8 protein-coding genes and 2 pseudogenes are annotated in these 25,974 nt (G+C 62.3%); 6 read left to right on the top strand and 4 right to left on the bottom strand.

Features of this window, described 5'->3' with window-relative positions:
- The first annotated feature begins 140 nt into the window (after positions 1 to 140).
- Genes OC184_RS12500 through OC184_RS12485 form a run of 4 tightly spaced genes read left to right on the top strand, consistent with a single transcriptional unit; the run spans position 141 to position 18,194 of the window.
- Positions 141 to 7,856 (top strand): SpvB/TcaC N-terminal domain-containing protein, encoded by a 7,716-nt coding sequence (locus OC184_RS12500; protein ID WP_265507517.1) that lies wholly within the window; start codon positions 141 to 143, stop codon positions 7,854 to 7,856.
- Positions 7,841 to 8,119 carry a hypothetical protein gene (locus OC184_RS12495; RefSeq protein WP_265507516.1) on the top strand — a complete coding sequence of 93 codons (279 nt, stop codon included), beginning with the start codon at positions 7,841 to 7,843 and terminating at the stop codon, positions 8,117 to 8,119. Before OC184_RS12500 ends, OC184_RS12495 begins: the two co-directional genes overlap by 16 nt.
- On the top strand, positions 8,116 to 17,811 hold the full coding sequence (locus OC184_RS12490; RefSeq protein ID WP_265507515.1) for a Tc toxin subunit A-related protein: 9,696 nt from the start codon (positions 8,116 to 8,118) through the stop codon (positions 17,809 to 17,811). The genes OC184_RS12495 and OC184_RS12490 overlap by 4 nt, the downstream gene beginning before the upstream one ends.
- Complete coding sequence (locus tag OC184_RS12485) at positions 17,808 to 18,194, top strand: nucleotidyltransferase domain-containing protein (RefSeq protein WP_265507514.1); 387 nt, start codon at positions 17,808 to 17,810, stop codon at positions 18,192 to 18,194. The genes OC184_RS12490 and OC184_RS12485 overlap by 4 nt, the downstream gene beginning before the upstream one ends.
- A 626-nt stretch (positions 18,195 to 18,820) precedes the next feature.
- Here OC184_RS12485 and OC184_RS12480 read toward each other — a convergent pair.
- Together OC184_RS12480 and OC184_RS12475 are read right to left on the bottom strand one after the other, a co-directional pair.
- Positions 18,821 to 19,332, bottom strand: a pseudogene (locus OC184_RS12480) (transposase); the annotation flags it as partial.
- A gap of 102 nt (positions 19,333 to 19,434) precedes the next feature.
- A complete protein-coding gene (locus OC184_RS12475; RefSeq protein ID WP_265507513.1) occupies positions 19,435 to 21,078 on the bottom strand; it encodes an IS1634 family transposase in 1,644 nt (547 codons plus the stop codon).
- 158 nt (positions 21,079 to 21,236) lie between these two features.
- Here OC184_RS12475 and OC184_RS12470 point away from each other — a divergent pair.
- Positions 21,237 to 21,563: pseudogene (locus OC184_RS12470) on the top strand (transposase); the annotation flags it as partial.
- A gap of 130 nt (positions 21,564 to 21,693) precedes the next feature.
- Here the strand turns inward: OC184_RS12470 and OC184_RS12465 are convergent.
- Both OC184_RS12465 and OC184_RS12460 read right to left on the bottom strand, forming a co-directional pair.
- Positions 21,694 to 22,707, bottom strand: coding sequence for a type 2 periplasmic-binding domain-containing protein (locus tag OC184_RS12465; protein WP_265507512.1), 1,014 nt, complete (start codon positions 22,705 to 22,707; stop codon positions 21,694 to 21,696).
- Positions 22,700 to 24,379 (bottom strand): hypothetical protein, encoded by a 1,680-nt coding sequence (locus OC184_RS12460; RefSeq protein WP_265507511.1) that lies wholly within the window; start codon positions 24,377 to 24,379, stop codon positions 22,700 to 22,702. Before OC184_RS12460 ends, OC184_RS12465 begins: the two co-directional genes overlap by 8 nt.
- A gap of 597 nt (positions 24,380 to 24,976) precedes the next feature.
- Between OC184_RS12460 and OC184_RS12455 the strand changes: the two genes are divergently transcribed.
- A complete protein-coding gene (locus tag OC184_RS12455; protein ID WP_265507510.1) occupies positions 24,977 to 25,465 on the top strand; it encodes a hypothetical protein in 489 nt (162 codons plus the stop codon).
- Positions 25,466 to 25,974 lie beyond the last annotated feature (509 nt).

Below are 25,974 nucleotides of genomic sequence, written 5' to 3'. Positions count from 1 at the left end.
ATGCCGGGCCCTTGGCGCATATCGGACGCCAGAGGCCCGGACACCTTCGGAGATTGATCAATTGGCAGCGGATCGATGATACACTTTCTTGGCATCAACGATTCGCATTCTCGGAATGCGGATGAGCGAGGAGCGTTGTCTTGCGCGACGGGGCCCGCACGACTGTTCGCGAGGATCGCGCCTCCGGCAACGGGACAGCGGCCGCCCCTTCGATCAGCCTTCCCAAGGGCGGCGGAGCCATCCGGGGAATAGGCGAGAAACTCGCCGCAAACCCCGTCACCGGCACCGGCTCGATGTCAGTGCCCATCGCGATGAGCCCCGGCCGGTCGGGCTTTGGCCCGCAGTTCTCGCTTGCCTACGACTCGGGCGCCGGCAACGGTCCCTTCGGCTTCGGTTGGGACCTATCGCTGCCGTCGATCACGCGCAAGACCGACCAGGGGCTGCCACGGTATTTCGACTCGATCGGCTCGGATGTCTTCATCCTCTCGGGGGCAGAGGATCTGGTACCCGCCTTGGGGCCGGATGCCGATGGACAGCGGACGGTGGACGGCAGGATCTATCGCATACGCCGCTATCGCCCACGCATCGAGGGCCTGTTCGCGCGCATCGAGCGCTGGACCGACACCGCCGATCCGGCCGGGGTGTTCTGGCGCTCGATTTCCAGGGACAACATCACCACCTGGTATGGTCGCACAGCCGAGAGCCGCATCACCGATCCCTCGCATCCGGGCCGCGTCTTCAGCTGGCTGATCTGCCAGAGCCACGATGACAAGGGCAACGTTATCGCTTATGGCTACAAGCCCGAGGACTCGGCGCGGATCTTCGAGGCTTCATCCGGCCACAGCGTCCCCAAGGCGCATGAACGCAACCGGTCCGAGAGGACGCGCAGGGCGCAGCGCTATCTCAAGTCCATCCGCTACGGCAATCGCCTGCCTTACTTCCCGGCCCTGAAGGCGGATGCGGCTTGGCCCGAACCGACGGCCGCGAGCCTTGCCGAGGACGGCGGCGATCACTGGATGTTCGAGGCCGTCCTCGACTATGGTGAACATGACGCCGCGGCGCCGGCGCCCGGCGATGCGGGCATCTGGCCCGCGCGGCAGGATCCGTTCTCGTCCTATCGCGCCGGGTTCGAGATCCGCACCTACCGGATCTGCCAGCGCATCCTGATGTTCCACCACTTCCCTGATGAGGCGGGAGTGGGGCGCGACTGCCTCGTGCGCTCGACCGATTTCACCTATTCGGACGAGGCCGACCCGGCGGACGCCCGCAATCCCGTCTATACCTTCCTGAAGGCCGTGACCGAGACCGGCTATCGCCGCAACGGCGGCGGCTATGACCGCCGCGCCCTGCCGCCGGTCGAGTTCCGGTATTCCGAGCCGGTGGTGCAGGAGATCGTGGAGGAAATCGATGCAGCGAGCCTAGAAAACCTGCCTGTCGGGCTGGATGGCGGCGTCTACCGCTGGACCGACCTGCACGGCGAAGGCATCCCCGGCATCCTCACCCAGCAGGCCGGAGGCTGGTTCTACAAGCGGAACTGGAGCCCGCTTCCCCAACTGCCTGCGGGCGGCGGCGAGGCTGCCAAGCCGCGGTTCAGCGTGCTGGAAACCGTCGCCCTCAAGCCCGGCGTCAGGCTGGGCAGCGGGGTCGAGATCATGGATCTCGCGGGCGATGGCCAGCCCGACGTGGTCGTGCTGGACGGACCGGCGCCCGGCCTTTACGAACACGACGGGGCCGAGGGCTGGCAGCCCTTCCGCCCCTTCGCCTCGCGGCTGAACCGCGATTTCATGGACCCGGATCTCAGGTTCGTCGATCTCGACGGCGACGGCCATGCCGATCTGCTGATCTCCGAGCAGGATGCCTTCGTCTGGCACGCCTCACTGGCCGAGGACGGCTTTGGCCCGGCGCGGCGAGTCGTCCAGGCGCTGGATGAGGAGAAGGGGCCGCGCGTCGTATTTTCGGACGGCACGCAGTCAATCCATCTGGCCGATCTGTCGGGCGACGGGCTGGCCGACATCCTCCGCATCCGCAACGGCGAGGTCTGCTATTGGCCCAACCTCGGCTATGGCCATTTCGGGGTCAAGGTCGCCATGGACAATGCGCCCTGGTTCGACAACCCCGACATGTTCGATCAGGCCCGCATCCGCCTGACGGATATCGACGGCAGCGGCACGACCGATATCGTCTATCTGCACCGGGACGGCGTGCGGCTGTATTTCAACCAGTCCGGCAACGGCTGGAGCCAGCCGCGCCAGTTGAAGGTGTTCCCGCATGTCGACGACCTGTCGGGCATCCTGCCCGTCGACCTGCTGGGCAACGGCACCGCCTGTCTGGTCTGGTCGTCGCCCCTGCCAAGCGATGCGCGGCGGCCGATGCGCTATGTCAACCTAATGGGCGGCCGCAAGCCGCATCTGATGGTCAGGACCGTCAACAACCTTGGCGGCGAGACTCGCGTGGACTACGCCCCCGCCGCCAGATTCTACCTGCAGGACAAGCTCGACGGCAAACCCTGGGTCACGCGGCTGGCCTTTCCGGTGCATGTGGTCGAGCGCGTTGAGACCTGCGATCACGTCAGCCGCAACCGCCTTGTCACCCGATTTTCCTATCACCATGGCTGTTTCGACGGCGAGGAGCGCGAGTTCCGCGGCTTCGGCATGGTCGAGCAGTTCGATACAGAGGCGGTCGAGGATCACCTCACCGCTGTTCAGGCCGCCGGCGGGGCGCAGGAACCGGCGCCGGAGCTGAACCAGCCGCCGGTGACGACCCGGACCTGGTATCACACCGGCACGTTCCTCGGGCAGGCCCGGTTGCTGCACCAGTATCGCGACGAATATTACCAACAGGAACAGCACCTTCCCGAACCCGACCTGCCCGCGGGGTTGAGCGCCGGCGAGTTGCGGGAATGCGTCCGCTCCCTGAAAGGGCTGCCGCTGCGGCGCGAGGTCTACAGCCACGACGGCTCACCGGAAGAAGAGCATCCCTATGCCGTTACCGAGAACACCTATGAGATTCGCCGGTTGCAGCCCGGTGGCAGTCAGCAGAACGCTGTGTTCTTTCCTTTGGGGCGAGAGTCCATCTCGCTCAACTACGAGCGCAACCCCGATGAGCCGCGCATCTCGCATGTCCTTGGGCTTGAACTCGACGAATATGGCAATGCCCTCAGGTCCTGCTCGGTCGTCTATGGCCGCAGGACCGCCGATGCCTCGCTGCCTGCGGAGGTCACTCGCGACCAGCGGCGCTGCCACATTACCTGCGCCGAGGCGGATTACACGGAGGACATCGACCGGGCCGCCCCGGTGGAAGCCTATCGGACGCGCGTGCCCTTCGAGACCCGCACCTACGAAATCACCGGCATCGCCCCGGCCGCCGGTTTCTTCGGGCTTGACGAGATCAGGGACGCGGTCGCCGCCGCCGCGCCGATCGACTATGAGATCATCGCGGATGACGTGACGCCCCAGAAGCGGCTGCTCTCTCAAAGCCGCAGGCTGTTTCTCGACAACGCGCTGAACCCCTTGCCGCTGGGCCAGTGGGACACGCTGGTGCTTATGCATCAGACCTTCAGGCTTGCCTTCACCCCCGGCGTCGTGGCCGTCCATTACGCGGGCAAGGTCAGCAGCGCCGAGTTCGAGGCTGCGGGCTATGTGCGTTTCGCGGGCGACGCGAACTGGTGGCTGCCCTCTAGCACCAACGTCTATGCGGCCAATCCGCGCGACATGTTCTACCTGCCCATCGGGACCAAAGACCCGCTCGGCCTTGAAACCGTCGCGACCTTTGACCGGCACCTCCTGCTGACCGAGAGGGTCGAGGTCAGGCAGGCCGGCTGGAATGTCGTCACCGCGGTCAATGACTACCGCGTCCTCGGGCCGGTACTGATGACCGACATGAACGGCAACCGCTCGGCTGTCGGGCATGACGAATTGGGCATGGTGGTGAAGACCGCTGTCATGGGCAAGACCGGCTCGGCCGATGGCGACAGCCTTGCCGACCCGACTACGCGGATGGAATACGAGCTGTTCAACTGGAAGAACAACCGCAAGCCCAATTTCGTCCATAGCTTCGCGCGCGAGCAGCATGGTGCCGCCAACCCGCGCTGGCAGGAAAGCTACGCCTATTCCAACGGCAGCGGCGGCGTGGCGATGGTCAAAGCGCAGGCGAATCCCGGCAAGGCGTTCAGGGTGGATCCGGATGGCGGCAGGACCGAGGTGGATGCCGATCCGCGCTGGGTCGGCAACGGGCGGACCGTCCTGAACAACAAGGGCAGGCCGGTCAAGAAATACGAGCCCTATTTCAGCACCACCCACGAATATGAGGACGAGAAGGCGCTGCGCAAGATCGGCGTCACGTCGGTCCTTGCCTATGACCCGATCGGGCGCAACATCCATACGCTGTTCCCCGACGGCACCTTCGCCAGGGTCGAGTTCAGTCCCTGGCTGCAAAGGGTGTTCGACCCCAACGACACTGTCAGGCAAAGCCGCTGGTATGCCGAACGGGGCAGCCCGGACCCGGCCGCCGAAGCCGAGCCGCTGAACGACCCCCAGCGCCGCGCCGCATGGCTGGCCGCAAGACATGCCAACACGCCGGGCGTCATCCATTTCGACAGCCTCGGGCGGCCCGTCCATGCCGTGTCGGATTATGGCGGCGGCAAGACTGCGTCCGTGCGATCGGAAACCGACCTGACCGGCCGGCTGTCGAGGATTTTCGATCAGCAGCAGCGCGAGGTGGCCAGCGGCTTCGTCGGCATGGCCCGCACCCCTGTCGTCGGCGACAGCGCCGAACGAGGCCGGCGCTGGACCTTCCAGAACGTCCTTGGCGCATTGGTCAAATCCTGGGACGAACACGGGCGCCAGTTCCGCGTCGAGTATGACACCCTTCACCGCCCGGTCAGCACCTTCGTCAAGGAAGCGGCTCAGGCCGAGATCCTGTTCAACCACGTGGTCTACGGCGACCGCCTTGGACAGGCCGCGGCCAGATCGCTCAACCTGCTGGGCGCCGCGCATCTGATCTTCGACCAGGCGGGAATGATCCGCGTGCCGGAACTGGACTTCAAGGGTAACCCCAGGTCCGTCGACCGCGTCCACGCCAAGGACTACAAGGCCGATCTCGACTGGACCGCGCTGGCCGCCCGGCCTGATGTCGCGGCTGTCCTTGCCGCCGCGGATCCTGCGCTGGAAAGTGCCGAGGTCTTCACCGCCAGTTCCCTGCACGACGCCCTGAACCGTCCGACGCAGGTCACGCTGCCCGATGGCACCATCATCCTGCCCGTCTACAACGAGGCCAATTTCCTCGCCTCGCTCAAGGCGCGGATACGGGGGCAGGGCGGCCTTGTCGAGTTTCTCAAGGGTCAGGATTACGACGCCAAGGGCCAGCGCAAGTTCGCACATTATGGAAACGAGGTCGTCACCCGCTATTTCTATGACCCCCGCAGCTTCCGGCTGACGGAACTCGTGACCCACCCGTCGGGAACCGGGCCGCAGAACGGACTTCAGGATCTGCTTTACTGGTATGACCCGGTCGGCAACATCACCCAGATTCGGGACGACGCCCAACAGACGCATTATTTCAGCAATGCGGTCGTCAAACCGGAAAGCTTGTATGAATACGACGCCGTCTACCAGCTTGTCCGCGCCAGCGGCCGGGAACTGGCGGGCGCCGTCAACGATGCCATCCGCAGCCACAGCGATCTGGACTTCGTCCAGCTGCCGCACCCGAACAACCTCGGCGCGGTGCGGAATTACACCGAGGAATACGAATACGACCCGCTGGGCAACATCAGGGTCATGAAGCACCGGTTCCAGACCCAGGCCGGGATCGGCGGCGGCTGGACGCGGCATTACCGCTATGCCTTCGACGACCTGCCCGGAGACCGGACAAACCGGCTGACGGCCACCAGCCAGCCCGGCGACCCCGACGCGGGGCCATATACCGGCACCTATGGCTATGACGTCTACGGCAACATAACTCGGATGCCGCATCTGGCGGCGATGGACTGGAATTTCATGGACCAGTTGCGCCGCGTCGATCTGGGCGGGGGCGGGACGGCTTGGCACGTCTACGGCCTTGGCGGGCAGCGCCTGCGGAAGGTAGTCGAGCGCAACGGCAACGTGAAGCTCGAATGGATCTACCTTGGCGCGTTGACGATCCACCGCCGCCGCCGGCGCAACACCGACGAACTGCGGCTGGAACGCTGGACGGTTCACGTCGGCGACAACACCGGCCCCATCGCGCAGGTGGACACCAAGACGCGCGACGATGACAACGGCGACCCCGCCAATCCGCTGAATGCCCCGCTAATCCGCTATCAGTATGCCAATCAGCTTGGCTCGGCGATGCTGGAGACGGACGCGACCGGCAATCTGATCTCCTACGAGGAGTACCATCCTTACGGCACGACGGCCTATCGCTCGACCCGGCCGGGGTTTGATCTGAGCCTGAAACGCTATCGCTTCGGCAGCAAGGAAAGAGATGACGAAACCGGGCTCTACCAGATGGGGCTGAGGTATTACGCGCCTTGGCTTGGAAGATGGACAAGCGCGGACCCGGTCGGCTTCGCGGACGGCGCCAACATGTTCCGGTTCTCGAAGAACAATCCCGTCAATTTCACGGATCCCTCGGGGACGACGCCACGGATCACCGGCTTCAACGCCGAGCCGGGCGAGATCGCCTATACCGGGACGCGAGAGCAGGTCATCGATTACTACAACAGGAACCCCGTAACCGGAACCGCAACCATCGTCAATGACGCGACCGGCGAAACTACCACGGCCCCGATGAGCGTGAGGGTCAATGTGCGCGACGCAACAAGGACCACGCAGACCGGTGGAGCCAATGCGGGCAGGGAATTCTGGCAGATTTCGGATTTTGACTTTGTTCCTGGGTCAGGAAGGCTGCTGACCAACCTGCCCGCCGAGGGCGAGGGCGGGGGAACAGGCCCTCCGGTCTCTGAGCCAAGCCCCGCCCCGGCACCTAATACATCCTCGGGACCAGGGCAGTCGTCTTCCCCGGCATCGGCAAGCGAAAAGGACCAGACCGAAACCACCCTTGCCCCGGTCCCGGACGCCGCCCGCGCGGTTCTTCAAGAGGCTGCCCGGCCGGGCAGCGTGACGGGCGCGCGGCCCAGCGGAACATTGCATCTCTGGTCGGGGACACAAGGCAAGGCCGAAGCGCGCGCAAGGATTCAAAGCAGCGGGTCGGGATGGATGATGGGGGATATCAATGGCGCGCCGACCCCGGAGCATGCGGCAGGAGAGGCCGAGTTCGCGCGCGCGCGTGCGAATGCGCCCGGCGGCCAGCTGACACAGGCAGAATTCGAACGCATTTGGGGTCCACGTTCGGCTTCGGTTGTCGGGCGGGGGGCTTTCGCAGGCCATCCGGTTGAGGCGCATGGCGCAGCCGCGCCAACATCGATTCAGGCGCGCTACGAATGGCCGGCGCGCGCCGTGGGCGGAGGGCTTGCCGGAGGGCTGTTCTTTGGCACCGGAATGTTCACCGCGATCTCCGGCGGGCAGGATCCGGAACCGGGGGTCGCCATACCCCTCGTGCTCGGCGGCGTCGCCGAGGCAACCAGCGGCATCATGTATGGGTCGGGGGCAATTCTCGGATCCGCGGAAGCCATGGCGATCGGAGCCGCCGGAGGAACCTTTTTCGGGGGTGCCACCGCCGCGATCGGATTTGGCGTCGCGTCATCCCGATCTTTCCAGCGCGGGGACACGGTGGGAGGAGTCGTGAATGCCTTGGGCGCGATCGGTGGGCTGCTCATGATCGCGTCCTTGTTTACGCCTGTTGGTTGGGTAGCTCTTGCCGGTGTGGGGCTGGTCGCTCTGGCAGCCGGATTCAATCTGGGCCGATGGCTGAGCAACTGATGAGCAAGCAACGGAAAGCAGGGCAGGACATGGTGCCGATATTATCCACCTACCCAATCAAAGCCCCCCGTTCCTCGGTTCAGGGGGTGCTCGACATGCACGGCACGACGCCGCTTGGCGGAACGAGCGCCGGATTTAGGCCAGCATTCCCGAACATCATCCTTGCGCCCTGGGCAGCCTTGTTTCGTTGGGGATGCCGTGAGCAGGCGCGCGCGTTCATCTATCAGTCTGACGGCTCCGATCGAAGGAGGTTCCGACAATGAACAAGATCGTTTTTCCGGCCGCGTTGAAACTGGGCGACCCGGCGGATCTACCCGCCGCGGGCAAGCCCATTGGCAACCTTCAGGCCGCGCTTCTCAGGCTGAGGCTGGACGTGAAGCCCAGCGACCTCAAGCGAAAGGAAATGGGCGCCTCGACCGTCGAGGCGGTCAAAAGCTTCCAGGAAAAGGCGGGGCTGGCCGCCGACGGCCAGGTGACGGCGGAAACCGTGACGCGCCTCAACGCCCAGCTTGCCCATGACTTCGTCGCGCGCAGCAAGCCGAGGACCGAGCGGCTTCAGGGCCTGCTGCAACAGGCGGGCCATGCCGTCGATCCGGGCGAACTCAAGGCGCGGCAATTCGGCCCGAGCACCGAGGCGGCGCTGAAGGCGGCGCAGGCGAAGCTGGGGCTGCCGCAGGATGGCCGCGTCACCGAAGGGGTGGTCGGTCGGCTTCGCGAAGACGCGCTTGCGGCAAGGCTGGGGGCCAAAACCCAGGTCGGCAAGCTGCACCGCACGCTTCTCCGCGCCCTCAACATCGCCAAGCTGGGCGACGTGCGCGTGGATGCGGGCGAAATCAGGGGTCGCAAGATCGGGCCCAGCACGCAAGCGGCGATCAGGGCGCTGCAGACGAAATATTCACTGCAGCCGACAGGTGTGCTGGACGCGGATACATTCGACCGCCTGACCGCGCTGGCCGCCAGCGTCCCCGAGCCAATGCGCCAGCTCAAGGCGCGCGGCGCGACCGATCTGAAGCCGCTCAAGAAACCCGCGCGGCTCAACATGACCAGCGATCATGTCGCCGACGTGCAGACGACGTTGGCTTTCCTGGGCTACAAGGTCAACGAGGCAGAGTTCCGCAACCGGACCTTCGGCAAGTCCACCCGCGCGGCGGTGGTAAGCTTCCAGCAGGCGCAGGGCCTGCCCGTCACCGGCCATGTCGAGGGCGCGACGCTGGAAACCCTCAACCAGCAGATCCAGCGCGTCAATCCGCAGACGGTGGCGGATACCTTCCCCTACCGGATCCGCGGCTCGGTGCGTGACGAACTGTGGCGCGGGATGGCGGGCGTGACGATCCAGATCCGGGAACGGCTGGTGGGCGGGCAGGGGCCGAACCTGGCCGAACGTCCCGCCGGCCCGAACGGCTTTTTCGACATCATCTACGACCCGCCTCGCGATCCAGCCACGCGGCAGGTCAAGCAGCCCTACAGCCTTGAGATCAAGGCGCTCGATTCCGGCGGCAACGAGATCGGCGTCAGGACATTGTTCAATCCCACGCAGATCGCCTGGGCCAATTTCACCAAAGGCGACCGACCCTATCGCGGCACCTCGGAATTCGCCGCCCGGTCCAATGCGGTCGCCAAGGCCACCGGCAACGCGCAGGTCGCGCAGCTCGTCGAGACGGCTGCGGATCGCCAGATCAGCCGCGCTGCCCTTGCGGCGGGGCTGACAGACGAGGACGTGATACGGCTGGTTCTGTCGCATCTGGTCGGGGCCGAGCTGAACAGACCGCCGCTTGGGCCGGAAGCCTGCTATGCCTTTATCGGCCAGAACCTGCCCTCGACGCTTCCCGGCGATCTCATCGACGCCACCGAGGACTGGACGCTGATCGAAAATCTGGTGGACCTAACGGCGAACGGCCTCGTGTTCATGGAGGACAGCCTCGCGGCGCTGGCTTTCGACAATGCGGCCGAGCTGAACTTGGTGCCGATCGCGGTGATTCGCCGGAAGGACGCAATCCTGGCAGCGCTGGGCGCGCTCAAGCAGGACTATGTGTTTGAAAAGCCGATCCTTGTCGGGAATGGCAGCCTCAAGGGTCTGCTTGGCGCATCCGCCGTCGGTCAGGCGCATTTCCCGGCGGTGGCCGACGCGTTTCTGGCGCACAAGAGCTTCGGGCCAGAGTTCTGGGCCGATGTCGACAAGCGGCCCGCAGATTTCGGCGGTGCCGACGCGGTCGCGGATCTGAGGACGACGGTCGAGGTCGGCCATGTCACCAAGAACTTCACCCCGATGCTGTCGGCGCTGAAGGCGAAGATCGCGGACCAGAACGACGACAGCGTCAGCTCGGCGCGCGACTTGGCCAAGCTGACCCATGACGAATGGGCGGCAATCATCAAGACCAACGGCGGGCAGGTGCCGCCCAATACCGACGGAGAGTCCGCAGCAGACAAGATCCAGACCTACGCTGCCACCTTGCAGAACCAGAGCGAGCGGATGTTCCCGGACGTGGCGCTGGCCGCCACCGTCGCCCGCAGCGCCGCCAACCCACTACAGAATATTCAGGGCGTGCAGGCGATGATGGACGCCCACCCCGAGTTCAGCCTGCGCGACGGCAATCTGGACGTCTTCGTCGCGCAGCAGAACATCGTCCTTGATGAGGCAACGCTGGCCGAGGCGCGCGTGCTGCAGCGCGTGCACCGGCTTTCGCCCACGGCTGTTGCGGGGCAGGCGCTGCTTGACAACAGAATCCATAATTCCTCGCAGATCGTTGCGATGGGCAAGAGCCGGTTCGTCGACCTGCTGAGCAAGGACAGCGGGATCGACCCGCGCATCGCGCGGTCCATCTATGGCTATGCCGAGCATCAATATGCCCAGGTGCTGCAGCGGATTGCCGACTACCGGCTCGACCTGCACCGCGCCAACCCCAGGGCCATCGTTCCCCATACCTATGCACCGGCGGAACTGCCGCCCGAACTGGCCGCCATACCCGACCTGGAAACGCTGTTGGGGTCGCTGGACTTTTGCGCCTGCGACCATTGCCAGTCGGTCTATGGGCCGGCGGCCTACCTGGCCGACATGCTGCGCTTCCTCGACCAGCATCCCGCCGAGGCGGCCGGCAAGACGGTCAGGGATATGCTTTTCGAGCGCCGGCCCGACATCGGCAACATCAAGCTGAACTGCCCGAACACCGATACGCCGCTGCCCTATGTCGATCTGGTCTGCGAGGTGCTTGAGAACGCGGTCGCCGCGCCCGCTCCGGCGCCTGATTTCAGCTTCCAGACGACGCGCAAGGCCAAGGAGCTTCGGGCCGCCCCCGAGCATGTGCGCCTTGCCGCCTATGCCAGGCTGAAAAGCGCGGACTTCCCGCTCTCCGTGGGTTTCGATCTGTCGCAGGAACAGACCCGGACGTTCCTGCGCCATCTCGGCGTGCCGCGTTGGGAGCTGATGGAGGCCTTCCAGCGGCCTGAGCAAGCCGGCCCGCCCGCCGTGGCGGCCGATCCGGCGGACGCGTCCATCGCCGGTGAATACTGGGGCATCTCGTCGCACGAGACCGGCCTCATCACCGCGACCGACCGCGCCGACGATGCCTCGCAAAAGACCTTTTGGGGATTCGACGGGGGCGCCGCGCTTCCCGCGGAAACCAGCGTCGCCGATTTCCTGAGACGCAGCTTCCTGAGCTATGACGACCTGCTGGAGTTGCTTCATGCCCGCTGGATCAACCCCGAGGGTGACGCGAACAACGTGGTGATCGAGCGGCCCAACGGCACCTGCGACACCGAGTTGCAGAAGGTCGTCAATCTCACCGCCGCCCGTCTCGACCGGATCCACCGCTTCCTGCGGCTGCGGCGGCATGTCGGCTGGACGACATGGGAGATCGACCTGCTCATCCGCGCCCCCGCCATCGGCAACGGCACGCTGGACGCGCGCTGCCTGGCCCGCATGATGCAACTGGCGCGGATGCAGAAGCGGCTTTCGCTTTCCCTCGACCGGGCGCTGGTCCTGTTCGGCGATATTAATGCCGAGCGGCGCGTCCTGCCCGACCGGCCGGCGCAGGCGATCCCGCCGCTTTACGACGATCTGTTCCGCAATCCGGCCGTCATCAATCCAGTGGACGCCGCCTTCGACCTGCCAATCGCTGCGGGCACGAATATCGCCGACGCCGATCCGAACCTGGATCACCGCAGGACGATCATCGCCGCCTTCGCCCTGACCGCCGAGGATCTGGCGCGCCTGCTGGGCAAGCTGCCAGACAACGGCCTGAGCCTTTCCAACCTTTCCACCATCGGCCGTCGCGCCTGGCTGGCAAGGGGGCTGGGGATGACCGTCAAGGATCTGCTGACGCTTGAGTCGCTGTCCGGCACGGACATCTTCGCCTCGCCCAAGGCGGTGCTGGACTTCATCGACAGCGCCGAATGGGTGACGCGGTCGCCCCTCTCGGTCGAGGAACTCGCCTATCTGCTGACCGTCAGCCCGGATTCTCCGTCGGGCCTGCGCGACGAGGCCGTGACGCAGCATGTCGAGGCGCTGCGGCAGGCCGTCAGCGCCGACACGACCGGCAACACGGCAGGCGCCATCGCCGGCCAGATCGCGACGGCCTTCGAACTGGCGCCGGACCAGGCGAAGCTGCTGCTGGAAAAGGGCGTCACCGGCGGCAGGACGCTTGTGCAGATTCTCGGCGACCCCGCCCTCGTCGCGCGAGGCACCGACGGCAAGTTCACCAAGGCGGCCACCAAGGGCGACTTCCCGGATGCCCATGCCGCGTTCCGCCTGCTTCACAAGGCGGCGCTGGTCGTGCGGCGGTTCAGGCTGGACGCGCTGAACCTCGCTTGGCTGCTCAATCATGCCGAAGGCTTCGAGCTGCTGCAGCCCGTGTCGCTGCCCGATGCCGCCGCGCCTGCCGGGCCGCTGTTCCCCGCCTGGCTTCATCTTGCCCGATGGGTCCATTTCAAGAAGCTTTACCCGGAGCCAGAGAACGCCTCGCTTCGCAGGCTGTTCGATCTGGCCGGGGTGCCGGCCACGCTGATCGGCGACATCAAGGCGGAAATCGTGAAGCTGACCCAGTGGACGGCGGCCGAGGTGGACCAGCTCGCCACGGCGCTTTCGCTTCAGCATGGCGCGGCGTCGGATTTCACCGATATCCGCACCTTCCTGCGGATGGACAGATGTGCCCGGATGGCCCGGCGGATGGGCGTTTCCCCGGCCCGCGCGGCCGCCTGGGTCGGTCGCGACATCGCGGCGAACCAGGCGCTGACGGCGCAGGAAACCCGGCAGGCCGCCAAGTCCAAATATGACGACGCCGTCTGGCTCGATATCGTCACGCCGCTGGAAGACGCGCTGCGCGAGAAGAAGCGGGATGCCCTGATCGGCTATCTGGTCGCCAACTCGCTGGCGACCGTCGATCCAGAAATCGTCCAGGGCGGCAAGCGCTTCGCCAATCCAGCCTATTGGCGCGACGCCGACGATCTTCTGAAATATTTCCTCATCGACGTGGAAATGAGTTCCTGCCAGCTCACCTCGCGCATCAAGCAGGCCATCAGTTCGGTCCAGATGTTCGTGCAGCGCTGCCTGCTGGGGCTGGAACAGCCGCGCGTCGAGGTCTCGCGCGCCCAGCAGCAGGACAGCGTTTCGGACAACAGCTGGAGGCAGTGGACCTGGATGAAGAACTACCGGGTCTGGGAAGCTAACCGGAAGATCTTCCTTTATCCCGAGAACTGGATCGAGCCGGAACTGCGCGACGACAAGTCGCCCTTCTTCGAGGAACTGGAAAGCGAACTGCTGCAGTCCGACATGACCGACGAGGCGGCGGGGCAGGCGTTCCTTCACTATGTCCAGAAGGTCCACGAGGTCGCGCGTCTGGACATCGTGGGGACATATTACGAACTCGACGACACCGATCCGCGCGACAACCTGCCGCCGGATATCAACCGCCTGCATGTGGTGGGCCGTACGCGGTCGCAGCCGGCCGTCTACTATTATCGCCGCTTCGACCTGAACTACGGGGAATGGAGCGCGTGGCGGAAAGTCGATCTCGACATCCAGAGCGACCAAGTCATTCCGGTGGTCTACAACCGCCAGCTTTACCTGTTCTGGCTCAACATCATGGAGAAGCCGCAGAAAATCAAGAAGGTGCCGCCCGCCAAGCCTTCGGAGTCGCCCGGCAACCCGCCGGAATCCCCGTCGCAGCTCGAACTCCAGCTTTGCTGGAGCGCACAGACGGAAGAAGGCTGGACCTCGAAGAAGGTCTCGCAGCAGAAGCTCATCCATCCCTGGCAGCGGCCGGTCAGTTCCTATAACTTAAAGCCCCGCTACAAGAGCCGGGAAAACCTGCTCTGGCTCGATGTCTATATCTCGCAGTCGCAGGGGTTCAACAGCACCCGCTTCTGGGACGCCTATCGCACGACCAGGGACTATGTGACCGCGCGCCACCCCTTCGACGAGACGGCGCGGCCATGGCATTCGTCCTCGTTCATCTTCGATGGCGAGGTCGTCGGCGTGAAGATGAAGGCGCTGGTCGGCCAGTATCACATCCTGAACGCCGAGGGCATCGCCAACGAGCATCTGAGCGATACCAATTCCGTCACCTATGTGCGCGACAATTTCGGCGATTCCAGCCGGTCGGTCGGCGCGCTGTCCGGCCCCTATGAGATTGCGCCCCGGCTGCCGCTGCCGGACGGAATGCGATACCGCGACACCCGGCTGACCAACGGCTCGCGCAATGCCAGCCGCGCCAATGTCCTTGAGAACACGCATTCCCGGACTCTGCTGAATGGCGCCAGATCGCCCTTCGAGATCGTGGCCTCGCAGCACAGCATCGTCTTTGACACCGCCGCCTGGGGACCGGTGCCGTTTTTCTATCAGGACAACACGCGCGCCTTCTTCATCAGGCCGGAATGGCAGCAGGTCATGGGGGGATACAACCAGACTCTGCAGAGCTACAACTACAACTACTTCCCCTTCTATCATCCCTATACCGCGCTCTTCATGCGCGAGCTCAAGCGGTCCGGGGTCGAGGGGCTGCTGAACCGCCAGCTTCAGTCCGCCCCCCAGACCTATTATCCCGGCAACGGCTTCGATTTCGCTAGCTACCAGCCCGGCGCGATGAGCCTGCCCGACAAGACCGCCCAGACTGACCGGGTCGATTTCGAGCAGTATGGTGCCTATGCGCTTTACAACTGGGAGATATTCTTCCACGCGCCGCTGATGATCGCCTGCAGGCTCTGCCAGAACCAGCGGTTTGACGAGGCGATGCGCTGGTTCCACTATATCTTCGATCCGACCAACACGGACACGCCCGACGTGCCGCAGCGCTACTGGATCACCCGGCCGTTCTTCGAACAGAACAGCGACGAATACCGCAAGCAGCGCATTGACAACCTGCTGAAGAACATCGAGCAGCACGAAGGCGAGCTGCGGGCATGGAAGAACGATCCGTTCAAGCCCCATCTCGTCGCGCGCTATCGCCCCGTCGCCTACCAGAAGACGGTGGTGATGAAATATATCGACAACCTTATCGCCTGGGGCGACCAGCTGTTCCGCCGCGACACCATCGAGGCAATAAACGAGGCGACCACCCTTTACGTGCTGGCGCATGAGCTTCTGGGCCGGCGGCCCGTCAAGGTGCCCAATATCGAGCGCTCGGACAAGTCCTACAACGAACTGACGGCGGACGGCGCGCTGGATCCCTTCGGCAACAAGCAGGTCGAGATATTGATGGAGAACTTCACCGGCACGCCGGTGCGCGTCACCCGGACCCGATCAGGGTCCGAGCCGCTGCCGACGCTGAACGTGTCCTATTTCGGGATTCCGAACAACGACAGGCTGCTGGGCTATTGGGACACGGTCACGGATCGCCTGTTCAAGATCCGCCACTGCATGAACATCCAGGGCGTGGTGCGCCAGCTTCCGCTGTTCGAGCCGCCGATCGATCCCGCCCTGCTGGTCAAGGCGGCCGCCGCAGGCATCGACCTGAGCAGCGTCCTTGCCGACGGCGCGGTTCCGGCTGCGCCCTACCGCTTCCCGCATCTCGTCCAAAAGGCGGTCGAGTTCTGCGCCGAGGTCAGGGCGCTGGGCGAAAAGCTGCTGGCTGCGCTGGAAAAGGGGGATGGCGAGGGCCTTTCCCTGCTGCGCTCGTCCCACGAGCTTGCGCTGCTGAAGGCCGTCCGCGAGATCAGGAAGCAGCAGATCAGCCTGGAAAACGAGACTTGGGCCAGCCTTGAACGAAGCAGGGAGCTTACAGAGAAGAAGAAGGCGTTCTACGAGGGCCGCGACTTCATGAACCCGTGGGAGATCACCGCGATGAGCCTGAGCGGCGCATCGGCGCTGATCCAAGGTTCGCTTGCCGTGGGATATGTGCTGGCAGGGGCGCTGGCCTTCATTCCCAAGATCACCGGCGGCGTCTCGGGTTTCGGCGCGACGCCGGTCGTGACGGTCGATCCGATCGACGGCAAGAACTTCGCCGAAGGCGCGGGTCATGCGATGAACGCGCTTGAGGCGATCATGTCCACGCTGGACCGCACCGGGGCGCTGGCGTCGACGCTTGGCGAATACTGGCGGCGCAAGGACGACTGGGACTTCCAGGCCGATCTTGCGACGACCGAGATCGCGCAGATCGACAGGCAGATCGCCGCCGCGCAGATCCGCTTGGCGATCGCCGAAAAGGAACTGGAGAACCACGAGTTGCAGATCGACCAGTCACAGGCGCTCGACGACTACATGCGCGGCAAATACACTAACCGGCAGTTGTTCGACTGGCAGGCGCGGCAGATCTCGACCCTCTATTTCCAGAGCTACGAGCTTGCCTATGAGATGGCCAAGCGCGCCGAGAAGAGCTTTCAGCACGAATTGGGCGACCCGGCCGCAAGCTTCATCCAGTTCGGCCACTGGGACAGCCTCAAGAAGGGCCTGCTGGCCGGCGAGCGGCTGGCCAATGACATCCGCCGCATGGAAGCGGCCTATCTGGAACAGGATACGCGGGATCTTGAAATTACGAAGCATGTCTCGCTTGCCCAGTATTTCCCGCTGGAACTGGTCAAGCTCAAGGATGCGGGCGCCTGCACCGTCACCTTGCCGGAATGGCTGTTCGACATGGACTATCCGGGGCATTTCTTTCGGCGGATCAAGGCAGTGTCGGTCAGCATCCCCTCGGTCGTCGGGCCCTATACAGGCATCAGCTGCACCCTGTCGCTTGTCAACCACGGTACCCGCATCAGCGACAGCGCGGCGGCGCCCTATGGCGATCCGCTTGTGCCGGGCGACACGCGCTTTGCAAAGAGCGTGGTCCCGCAGACGGTGATCGCGACCAGCCACGGCCAGGAAGACGCGGGCATGTTCGAACTGAACTTCGGCGACGCGCGCTACCTGCCCTTCGAAGGCGCGGGCGCGGTCAGCGAATGGCGGCTGGAACTGCCGGCCGAGAACAATCAGTTCGATCTCGGCTCGGTGTCGGATGTGATCCTTCACCTGTGCTACACCGCGCGGTCGGGCGCACCCGGTCTGGCGCAGACGGCGAAGACCAATCTTGCATCCATCCTTCCCGCGCGGGGGATCAGGCTCTTTGTCCTCGACCACGAGTTCGCGACCGAATGGCACCGCTTCCTGAACCCCGAGGCTGGGCAGGACCAGAGCCTGAGCTTCGAGCTGGGCGAGCAGCATCTGCCCTTCTATGCGCGGGGCAGGAAGGGCGTTGCCCTTTCCCATGTCGACCTGATCGTCGACGGCGCAAGGGACGCGAACGGCGCGGGGCTGGACTATGTGGTCGAACTGACCCCGCCCGGTGGCCCCGCCGTGCCGGACCTGGACCTGAAGCCTAGCGGGACTTACGGCGGGCGGCAGAGCCTGTCGCGGGGCGGCTTCGCACAGCAGGCGGCGCTGCTGGGCAAGTGGACCATCCGCATCCGGCGGAAGGATGCCGCTGATTTCACGTCGCTGCCGGCGGATGACATCGCCAACGTCTGCCTCGTGATCGGGTTCAAAAGATGAGGATCGCGGGCCTGCTGGACAGGGTGACACCTCTGATCGTGGCGGTCTGCGACCCGGATGCGATCATCCTGTTCGGCTCCCACGCGAAGGGACAGGCCAGCCGGGACAGCGACGTGGATCTGCTGGTCGTCGGCGATTTTCCCGGCTCTCCCTTCCTGCGCGACCGCGAGCTGGGTCAGCTTCTGCACGGCTTTCCAGTCCGCATGGACCTGCATCTCGCCACGCCGGCAGAGATGGCGGCCGAGCTTGCGAAGCCCTTCGGTTTCACCCGCTCGATCCTGTCGGGCGGCCTGCTTCTTCATGCGAGACTGCCGCCGCCGGACGAGGATCCGCTTGGTGCGCTGGCCGATTCGTGGTATAAGAAGCTATTCGTGGATACTTAAGGTCGTCGTATTGGCTGCTGAATAGTCTCAGGAGAGAAAAGCGTCGTCACAAGAAGGTCTTCGATGTAGAGCAAAGCCCCTCGGCCACACAGTGCCCGAGGGTCTTTCTTTTTTGCCATGTCTGCAACGTGTATTGGGATGCTTTGTTTTGAGTGCCGCCGGCTAACATTTTCTCTCCCCGACCTCGTGGAGAAGACCAGATGTCCGCCGCAGCACAGTCGCAGAACCCCGCCCGCACCTTCCGCCACCTGATGGAGGCTGTCGAGACTTTGTCTCGGCGGCAGCTTGAGGAGTTGGTCTTCCGGGCGCTCAGCGCCCGGAGTCGGAAGGTAGCGCATGCCTGTTGATTTTCACCCAGAACTGAGCCGGCATCGAGCATCACTCAAATCTTGGCTGCCCGCATTGCGGCGGCGGGAAGATGCGCAAATGAGGCATGACCCCGACCGGAATCCAGCGCCAGCGCCAGCGTTGTGTCGCTTGCGGAAAGACGAGTTCCGCCCTGACCCGAAGCGCGCTCTGCGGACTGCATCATTTCGACTGCTTTCTCAAGGCTACGGTGAGCCAAAAACCCTTCATCACGCAGTCGGTCCAATCTGTTCCATGGGCGCCGATATCAGACAGGGATATCGATACAGCTTCTTCGGGTTCATCAGCATGCCCTTGCGTGCCAGCAGCAGTCCAATCCGCCGATAGCCGAACCGGCGACGCACGGCTGCGACCTCCTGCATGGCCTTACGGATCTCCGGGTTGTCGGGCAGCCGCTCACGCCGCACCGTCTTCGGATCGACACCGACCAGAACGCAGGCCCGGCGTTGCGAGATGGCGTGATCCCGCATCGCCTTTAGCACCGCGTCCCGCCGCGCTTTCGGCGTCGTCAGCGCTTTCCCAGAAGGTCCTTCAGCACGACGCTGTCCAGCATTGCATCTGCCAGCAGACGCTTCAGCTTGCCGTTTTCATCTTCGAGTGCCTTCAGCCTCTGAGCGTCGGACACATCCATACCGCCGTATTTGGCCTTGAGCTTGTAGAACGTGGCCGGGCTCAGCCCATGCCGGCGACAGATTTCCGCTGTCGCCATCCCGGCTTCCTGCTCCTTGATCATCCCAATGATCTGAGCCTCGGTGAAGCGGCTTTTCCTCATGTCGTCTGCTTCTTGGTGCTGAAGCGCTAACTTCGACAGCTCGAACCGTAAGCCATTGATGTTGTTGTCCGTAGAATTCCAGATTTGCCACAACGCGAGGGTTCAGGCGGGTGTTTTGATGTCGAGTGCGTCGAAGAGGCTCACTTGTTCTGGCTGGGATTTCGATATCCCGGTGAAGGTCTGTGCTCCTGTATGGGTGGTATGCTTCTGGATGCGTGCGAGATGGTCCAGCGCGGTTCTGGGGCTTGCAGCCCCCTTGGCTTTCAGGTGCATCCGCATGACGCGGTAGAGCACCAGCGCCAGGAAGCAGATCAGCGCGTGCGCCCGGATGCGATCAGGCAGCCGGTGGTGGACGGGGGCGATCTCGATGTCGGATTTGAGGACGCGGAAGCCGCGCTCGATATCGCTCAGGGCCTTGTAGCGGGCGACGGCGTCAGCGGGCGTGAGGACGAGCGCGTTGGTGATCAGTGCCAGCTTGCCATCGAAAAGCTTGGCCGCCGAGATTGCCGCCTCGTCGAGCGCCCAGCTGAAACGGTCGGCGGCATAGTCTGCCTTGATGAAGCGGGTGAGTTCGGCCTCGGCAACCGCCCGGGTAAAGCGGCTATAGGCGCCACGATCTGAGGCACGACGACCTCGGGTGGTCTCGCCGGCATCCTGCCCATCGAGGCGGGTCACCATCTTCTCGGCCATGGCCTCGAGCTCGGCGATCCGGGCGCGGCGACGGGCCGTCTGATCCTCGGCGCGCAAAGGATCATGGGCGACGATCAGACGATGCCCGGCGAAGCTGCCCTCGGCCAAGCCGTCCTCGGAGAAGGTCAGCTTGCGGAAGGTCTCGGCCAGTTCAGTATAGCGGCGCGCCGGGACCGCCAGGATGAACTCGAGCTTTCGCCCGCCCTGTTCGGCGAGCGCGGTCAGCTCGCCGATACTCTCCATGCTCAGCAGCCCGCGATCGGCGACTAGCACGACACGCTGGACCGGAAAGCGCTGCAGCACGGTCTTCAGCATCGCCTGCAGGGTTCTGGTCTCGGCGACATTGCCGGGATGAACCGTGTGCATCAGCGGCAGGCCTTCCGTCGTCTGCACGAGGCCGAGGACGAATTGCCGGGCGATGCCACCCGTCTCCTTGTTCATGCCGAAGGCGCGCAGGTCGTCATCCACCTCCCCCTCGCCATGGATCCGCACCGTGGTGAGGTCGTAGAAAACCACCGCCAGGTCCTGGTCCACCAGCGGCCGGATCTGGCGGGCCAGCTCTGCCTCGACCAGCTCGGCATGGTCTATCAGCGCATCCATCGCCCGCAGCAGATGCTGATGGGTCACGCCCTCGGGCATGGCCGGCATGGCGACGGTGTCCAGCCAACACAGGCAGCCCAGCTTCGAGTCTGCCGCGCAGAGGCGGTTGAAGACCATGGCCCGCACAAGCGCCTCGACATCCAGCTTGCGCTTGCCGGAGCGCAGGGCTCGGCCGAGGGCACGATCAAGGCCGAGATCCTTCCAAAGCTCGTGCAAGGCAAAGACATCTCCATAGGCCCGTGCCGGTGCATGAGTGATCTTGAGCTTCGCTGGTTCCTCGCGCCCGGCCGCCCGACAGAGCCCCCGGATCAGGGCGTCAAGATGGCCATCTTCCATGCCGTCGATCCGTCCCAAATTGGCGACGACCCGGTGCCGCGGCTTGCCAGCCTCATTGCGGTAGGACTCAACGACCTGAAGATAGCGTCGCCCCCCGCTTTCATTGATGCGAACGAACATGCCTAAAAGTTATCGGCGTCAACTCGGCGTATCAACGCGAAATAAGCCGCCAGCGTGTGACTACACGAAACCCACGCACCTGCGCTCCTAACCTATTGATTGGGTTCAGTCAGGCGGCCCAAGTCGGCGCCATTCCAAGCTGATTTTGTCGAACTTGGGAACTCGATGCCTTCGAGGGGAAGTGGGCCGGGAAGTACGCCTCCATCGCGCCGGCCTGGCGGCGCGCATGGGCCGAGGTCATCCCACTCTTTGCTTTCGATCCAGCAATCCGCAAGATCATCTACACCACGAACGCCATAGAAAGTCTGAACCGCGTGATCCGGAAGTCGATCAAGACCCGCGGGTCATTCCCGACGGACGAGGCGGCGACCAAGCTGATCTACCTGGCGATCCGCAACTTCGAGAAAGACGGCCGAAACGTCCGGGAATGGTTTGCGGCCCGCAATCAGTTCGCCATAATGTTCGGCGAGCGCTTCGCCGCTTGAGTATCTGAAACCGCATGGGCCGGGCCAGATACACAGAGTTCATGACACTCCCCAATATAAGCCGCTAATCCGCCGGAAAATAGAATAGTAACTGCCAATCGCGTCGACGGAGTACGTTGTTCAGCCTGAACTAATCTAGGCTTCCCTCACCAGTAATGCTCCAGATGAGGGCTCGTAAACGAGCAGAGGCTGGCAGTTGGAATGCTATACCATAGGAAGTAACTAGCGCACTTCGCTCTCCGGGTGGAGGCGTCATCGACTCCACCGCCAAGAGTCGGTAAAAGTCAGATAGCAGTTGAAGCTTTCCTGCATCGCCCGCGCGCCTACCGTAGATGACGTATCGTTCCTCAGTAAACGTTTCGTCATCTACGTGTGCAGGGCAATCTGGCTGAGAACGAACCTGCGCACGAACGATGTCGATGTCGCCAACATAGTAAATCAAGCGCCCCGCACAAAAATCTGCCACAAGTGAATCGTGATCAGGATAGAACTTCACGACCGGAACTCCGTCTTCGGGGCAATTCAGCAACGAGCCAAGCCGTGCCTGCCTGCTGTCGCTGACCTCAGCTTCCATAGCCGCTATAATTTCAGGCTCGAACCGCTTCCACCGGCCGCTCTCCAATATACTTCGAATGCCCGTCTCACTGGCGGTGGTGGCTTGAACTAGCCCAACGCGAATTACACACCGCCAATCTTCAGGGATCGGATCGAGTTGCGCAAACGTAACGCCAGACAGAAAAATCGGAAATGAGGCAGTCAAGCTTTGGAGCCGGCTGCGCGTCAGACTCGACGGATCGCAGAGTATGTCTATTTCTTTGTCAATTTCAAATTCCTGGTTTTTCTCTAAATGCCCGAGTGCAGCAAAACGGGAGGACGCTGGAACCGATACTACTTCAACATCCAGACCAGGCCGCTCTTTATGCAGCGCTTGAAGGGCACGATCGCAGACACGAACGACGAAACCGTCATGGCCAGGAAAAAAAATGGGCGTTGGATCATTCTCCCGACTTCTAGTCGAAGTTGCGTAAGAAAATGGTATCGCATCATCCCGGACACCTACTCTGAGAGTTTCCGCTGACGCCCCGAGCACCATCGTTAAGATTGACAGGATCGAGCAGACCGAAATACTTGCTTTGTTAATCATCTCTCAGTCTCGCGTTCGGTAAGTAGCGCTCGGAAATTTCAGCTGTTACGGAAAATACCAACAAGTAGGCGGTGATTAATATGAAGTAGTTCAAAGCCTCCCTCAACGACCGATCCGTCGCCCCCTCCGAGTACAGGAAGAAAAAGAACCCAATCGTACCGATTATGATAGCGGAGCCGATGCCGACCGCGATCGTATACTTGGCCTTTAGAGCATCGTGAGTGTCACAAATTAGAAGAATGGCCAAGCTCGCAAGAGCGGCACCAACTGCGCCATGAGCAACATACTTGATGTTTCCCAAAACAGCGATATCATAATTTATGTCTGTGATCCAATCCGCGTCAGGCCGGAAATAAATGAGAGAGCTATCTAAGAATACAGCCAAAGAAAACAATACAACTGCGGCAAACCAAGGAAGCACTCCCACTGCAGCATATCGGCTAGCTGGACTCTTTTCATTAAAACGCAGTCCTTCCCAGTTGTCCGATTCCCAACGAATTTTCCGGAAAAAGAGCGTCAGCGCACCAACTGCGATGAAGAGTGCACCATATGCCAGCCAAAAGAAGAACGTTTTGCGCAGTGCTAAAAGGACATGCTCGCGATTGCAGAGCATTTCAGACTGCATTGTACACTGTCCCTCAGGCACTAGAAACTGCAGGTACACGATGAATATGGCCGGGAACGCAAGCAACAGCGCTACGGGCGCCGCTATAACATTCAGGAATGAGTGATAGTCCCGCTCATGGACGCTTATTCCCCTCAAGATTGTAGCCGTTGGCTCCGGTGCACTTTCGTGGTCCGGGTCGCCCTCCTTGAGAAAGAGCACTGAAAAGACGCCTCTGAGGTTTTCGGCCTGCTCGGCGGCCGCAGACGCAAACTTTCTTATCTCGGAAGGGTCAGGTGTCAAATCATCAAGCTTCATCTCTAAAGTCTGAAGATGATCCTCTTGCAAAACAAGGAGCGCCTCTGCCTCCCTCATTTTTGCAAGATTCCAAGTGAGGGATAAGTGATCTCCGTTCTTCGAGGCTGATCTGCTTAGCAGGTCTACCTCTTGTAGCGACGCTTGGATCAGGTCATCATCATCTTTGTCGGGCTTGAAGTCATTGTAGGATGTAAGTGCTGCTCGATACTTCGCCAGCATCTGCCCTGGCTTCTGCCTCTTCTGCCTCCTTAGGAAACGATCAAGCCTACCAGTGACAATGTATATGTTGTCGGGCACACCAGCTCGGGCATGAGCAAACCTACGCAAAGAGCGCTCGAATAACTTCCCTCCTCCGACTGAAAGAAATCCAATCAACAAAGTGGCTACATAGATGGGTCGCGCTGAACCTTCACGGTCTAAATAAAACACCTCCTGACCGGTATTGATGGGTACGCTGCCTTGATCACCGGCTGTAAGAGTTCCGTTGGCTGACTGCGCCGCGATTACGTCCCAGAAGAAAAGTAAGAGAGCGTAAGCTAGGAGGTACATACCTACGTAGACTTTCCGTCCTCGCCTGTAGACGTGTCCGTTGGCTAGAGCGCGAACCTGAACTTTGTTCAAAATTTTGAACCGATGACGGAAATCAATCTCAAGCGGCAGATCGAAAGTGAGGGCAGCCTGCCTCCCGACAATGAACGCGCCGAACAAAATAAGCAGAATGAAATAAGCCACTTCGCTATCGAAAGGCATTTTACTCCCTTTCTACGGCCGCAATTCTCAATCAATGCGAAAATCAAGGGTCGGCTGAACCCTTGAGTTAGAATCGGATTAGAAAGTTCAGCACTGCATGACATTCGGATCGCAAGCAGCAGCATGCGCTACCGTTGCTCCTTGCGAGGAAACGGTCAACGAGAGAACCACAAGTACGGCAGCTATCGTCTTCATTGCAACCTCCAACACAACCCACTACCTTCCACGTAATTAATATACCTCTATTTGATCGAGGTCGCAAGTTTTACGACAAAGCCGGCGCGGTTCATCCTGAGCCGTACCGATGAGATAGCTCCGTTTGAGACTTATAGCGACGGTTTTGAGTGCCATTCTGCGCCGGCTAAGCCTACCAAAATGTCGTAGGGCGTCACCGCCGGCTTGGTCTTGTCGTTTCTGCCGTGGATACCGCGCAGCAGGTCATTGCCTCACCAAAGCTGAATGGTAGCAAGCGCCTTGTTCCCAGACTGCGTCGCGATTAGCGCTGCGGTGTGTCACTGCAACGTTGACAGGTAGGGACGGTTCTTCATCTGCGTCGCGCCCTATGGTACGATCTCTATCAGATGTAGGGGGACGAGCATGAGCGGCATTCTTAGCGCGCTGATCGGCATCTTTGAGCGGCTTTGGCTCAGTCATCCACGCCGGGATCTCACGCGATCGCTTGTTGAGCTTCGCGATGCTATGACGCGTACGCAAGACGCATACCGGCGTCATTGCCGGGTAGTGGAAGCGGGCGGCGATTATGTGGCAAGTCACTCAGACTGGCTCAGGAACGTCGCAGAGCTCGAGGCGGCGCTTCAACACGTGAAGGTCGCGCTGGAGATACACGCCCCGAAGGCGCACCAGCAGATTCGTGATTATACGTTGTCGGAGCAGGCGGCGGTGGCGGCCGGCCCAGAACCACAAGATTTAGCGTCGCTCTACGACGCCGCCCGCCGCGAGATCGACAGGCTTGATCTGGAGGAAGTTTGGGTTGAGAAAAGCTTCGGGGTGGTGAGAGCAGAACTCGATCTCTACCTGCGTCAAAACTTCACCGCTGAAGAAATTCACCGTGCAAGCGGCACCTGAAATTTCACAGCGGCGCTCTCCGCGCAGACCTCCAGCGTCGCCGCTACTTCCCAGCCGAAGCTCGTCCCTAATCCTGCATTCTGTTTACGGTAGCCGCCATTCCCGTAGTCGCTTACGTTATGGCCGAATGTGCTACAAGGCTTCGCGCAGATCGTCCGATGCCGTTTTCAGCGCGTAGTATCTGGGCAGAGGCCTCTCAAGCCGCGCCACTAGCTGTAGCGGTCCCAACGCCTGTGTTCTTGATGCTATGGCGTTGATCCCTAAAGACTACTTGCTGCGGCAGCGATACCAAGCATCCGCGTATCGCCTGAGACGCTATCGACAAGCAATGGCAAGAAGCCGATGCAAAGAAGAACCAAAAATCATCAGGACGAGGAAGGGGAGAATGGTAAGCGGCGGTTGCGCCCCACGCACGTTCAGCTTGACAGCTTTAAGTTCCAAGGCAGCAGATCGTCGATGTGGGCCTGTGGGTAACCGGCGGCGACTGCTTCCAAAGTCGCCTTAAGGTA

The sequence above is a fragment of the Paracoccus rhizosphaerae genome (assembly GCF_026162645.1).
Lineage (GTDB): Bacteria > Pseudomonadota > Alphaproteobacteria > Rhodobacterales > Rhodobacteraceae > Paracoccus > Paracoccus rhizosphaerae.
The sequence above is the reverse complement of the archived record's forward strand: the minus strand, read 5'-3'. Positions and strand labels throughout refer to the sequence as shown.

Coding starts and splice junctions, on each gene's coding strand:
- OC184_RS12495 (WP_265507516.1), top strand. CDS start 7,841: ATGGCTGAGCAACTGATGAGCAAGCAACGGAAAGCAGGGCAGGACATG.
- OC184_RS12490 (WP_265507515.1), top strand. CDS start 8,116: ATGAACAAGATCGTTTTTCCGGCCGCGTTGAAACTGGGCGACCCGGCG.
- OC184_RS12485 (WP_265507514.1), top strand. CDS start 17,808: ATGAGGATCGCGGGCCTGCTGGACAGGGTGACACCTCTGATCGTGGCG.
- OC184_RS12475 (WP_265507513.1), bottom strand. CDS start 21,078: ATGTTCGTTCGCATCAATGAAAGCGGGGGGCGACGCTATCTTCAGGTC.
- OC184_RS12465 (WP_265507512.1), bottom strand. CDS start 22,707: ATGATTAACAAAGCAAGTATTTCGGTCTGCTCGATCCTGTCAATCTTA.
- OC184_RS12460 (WP_265507511.1), bottom strand. CDS start 24,379: ATGCCTTTCGATAGCGAAGTGGCTTATTTCATTCTGCTTATTTTGTTC.
- OC184_RS12455 (WP_265507510.1), top strand. CDS start 24,977: ATGAGCGGCATTCTTAGCGCGCTGATCGGCATCTTTGAGCGGCTTTGG.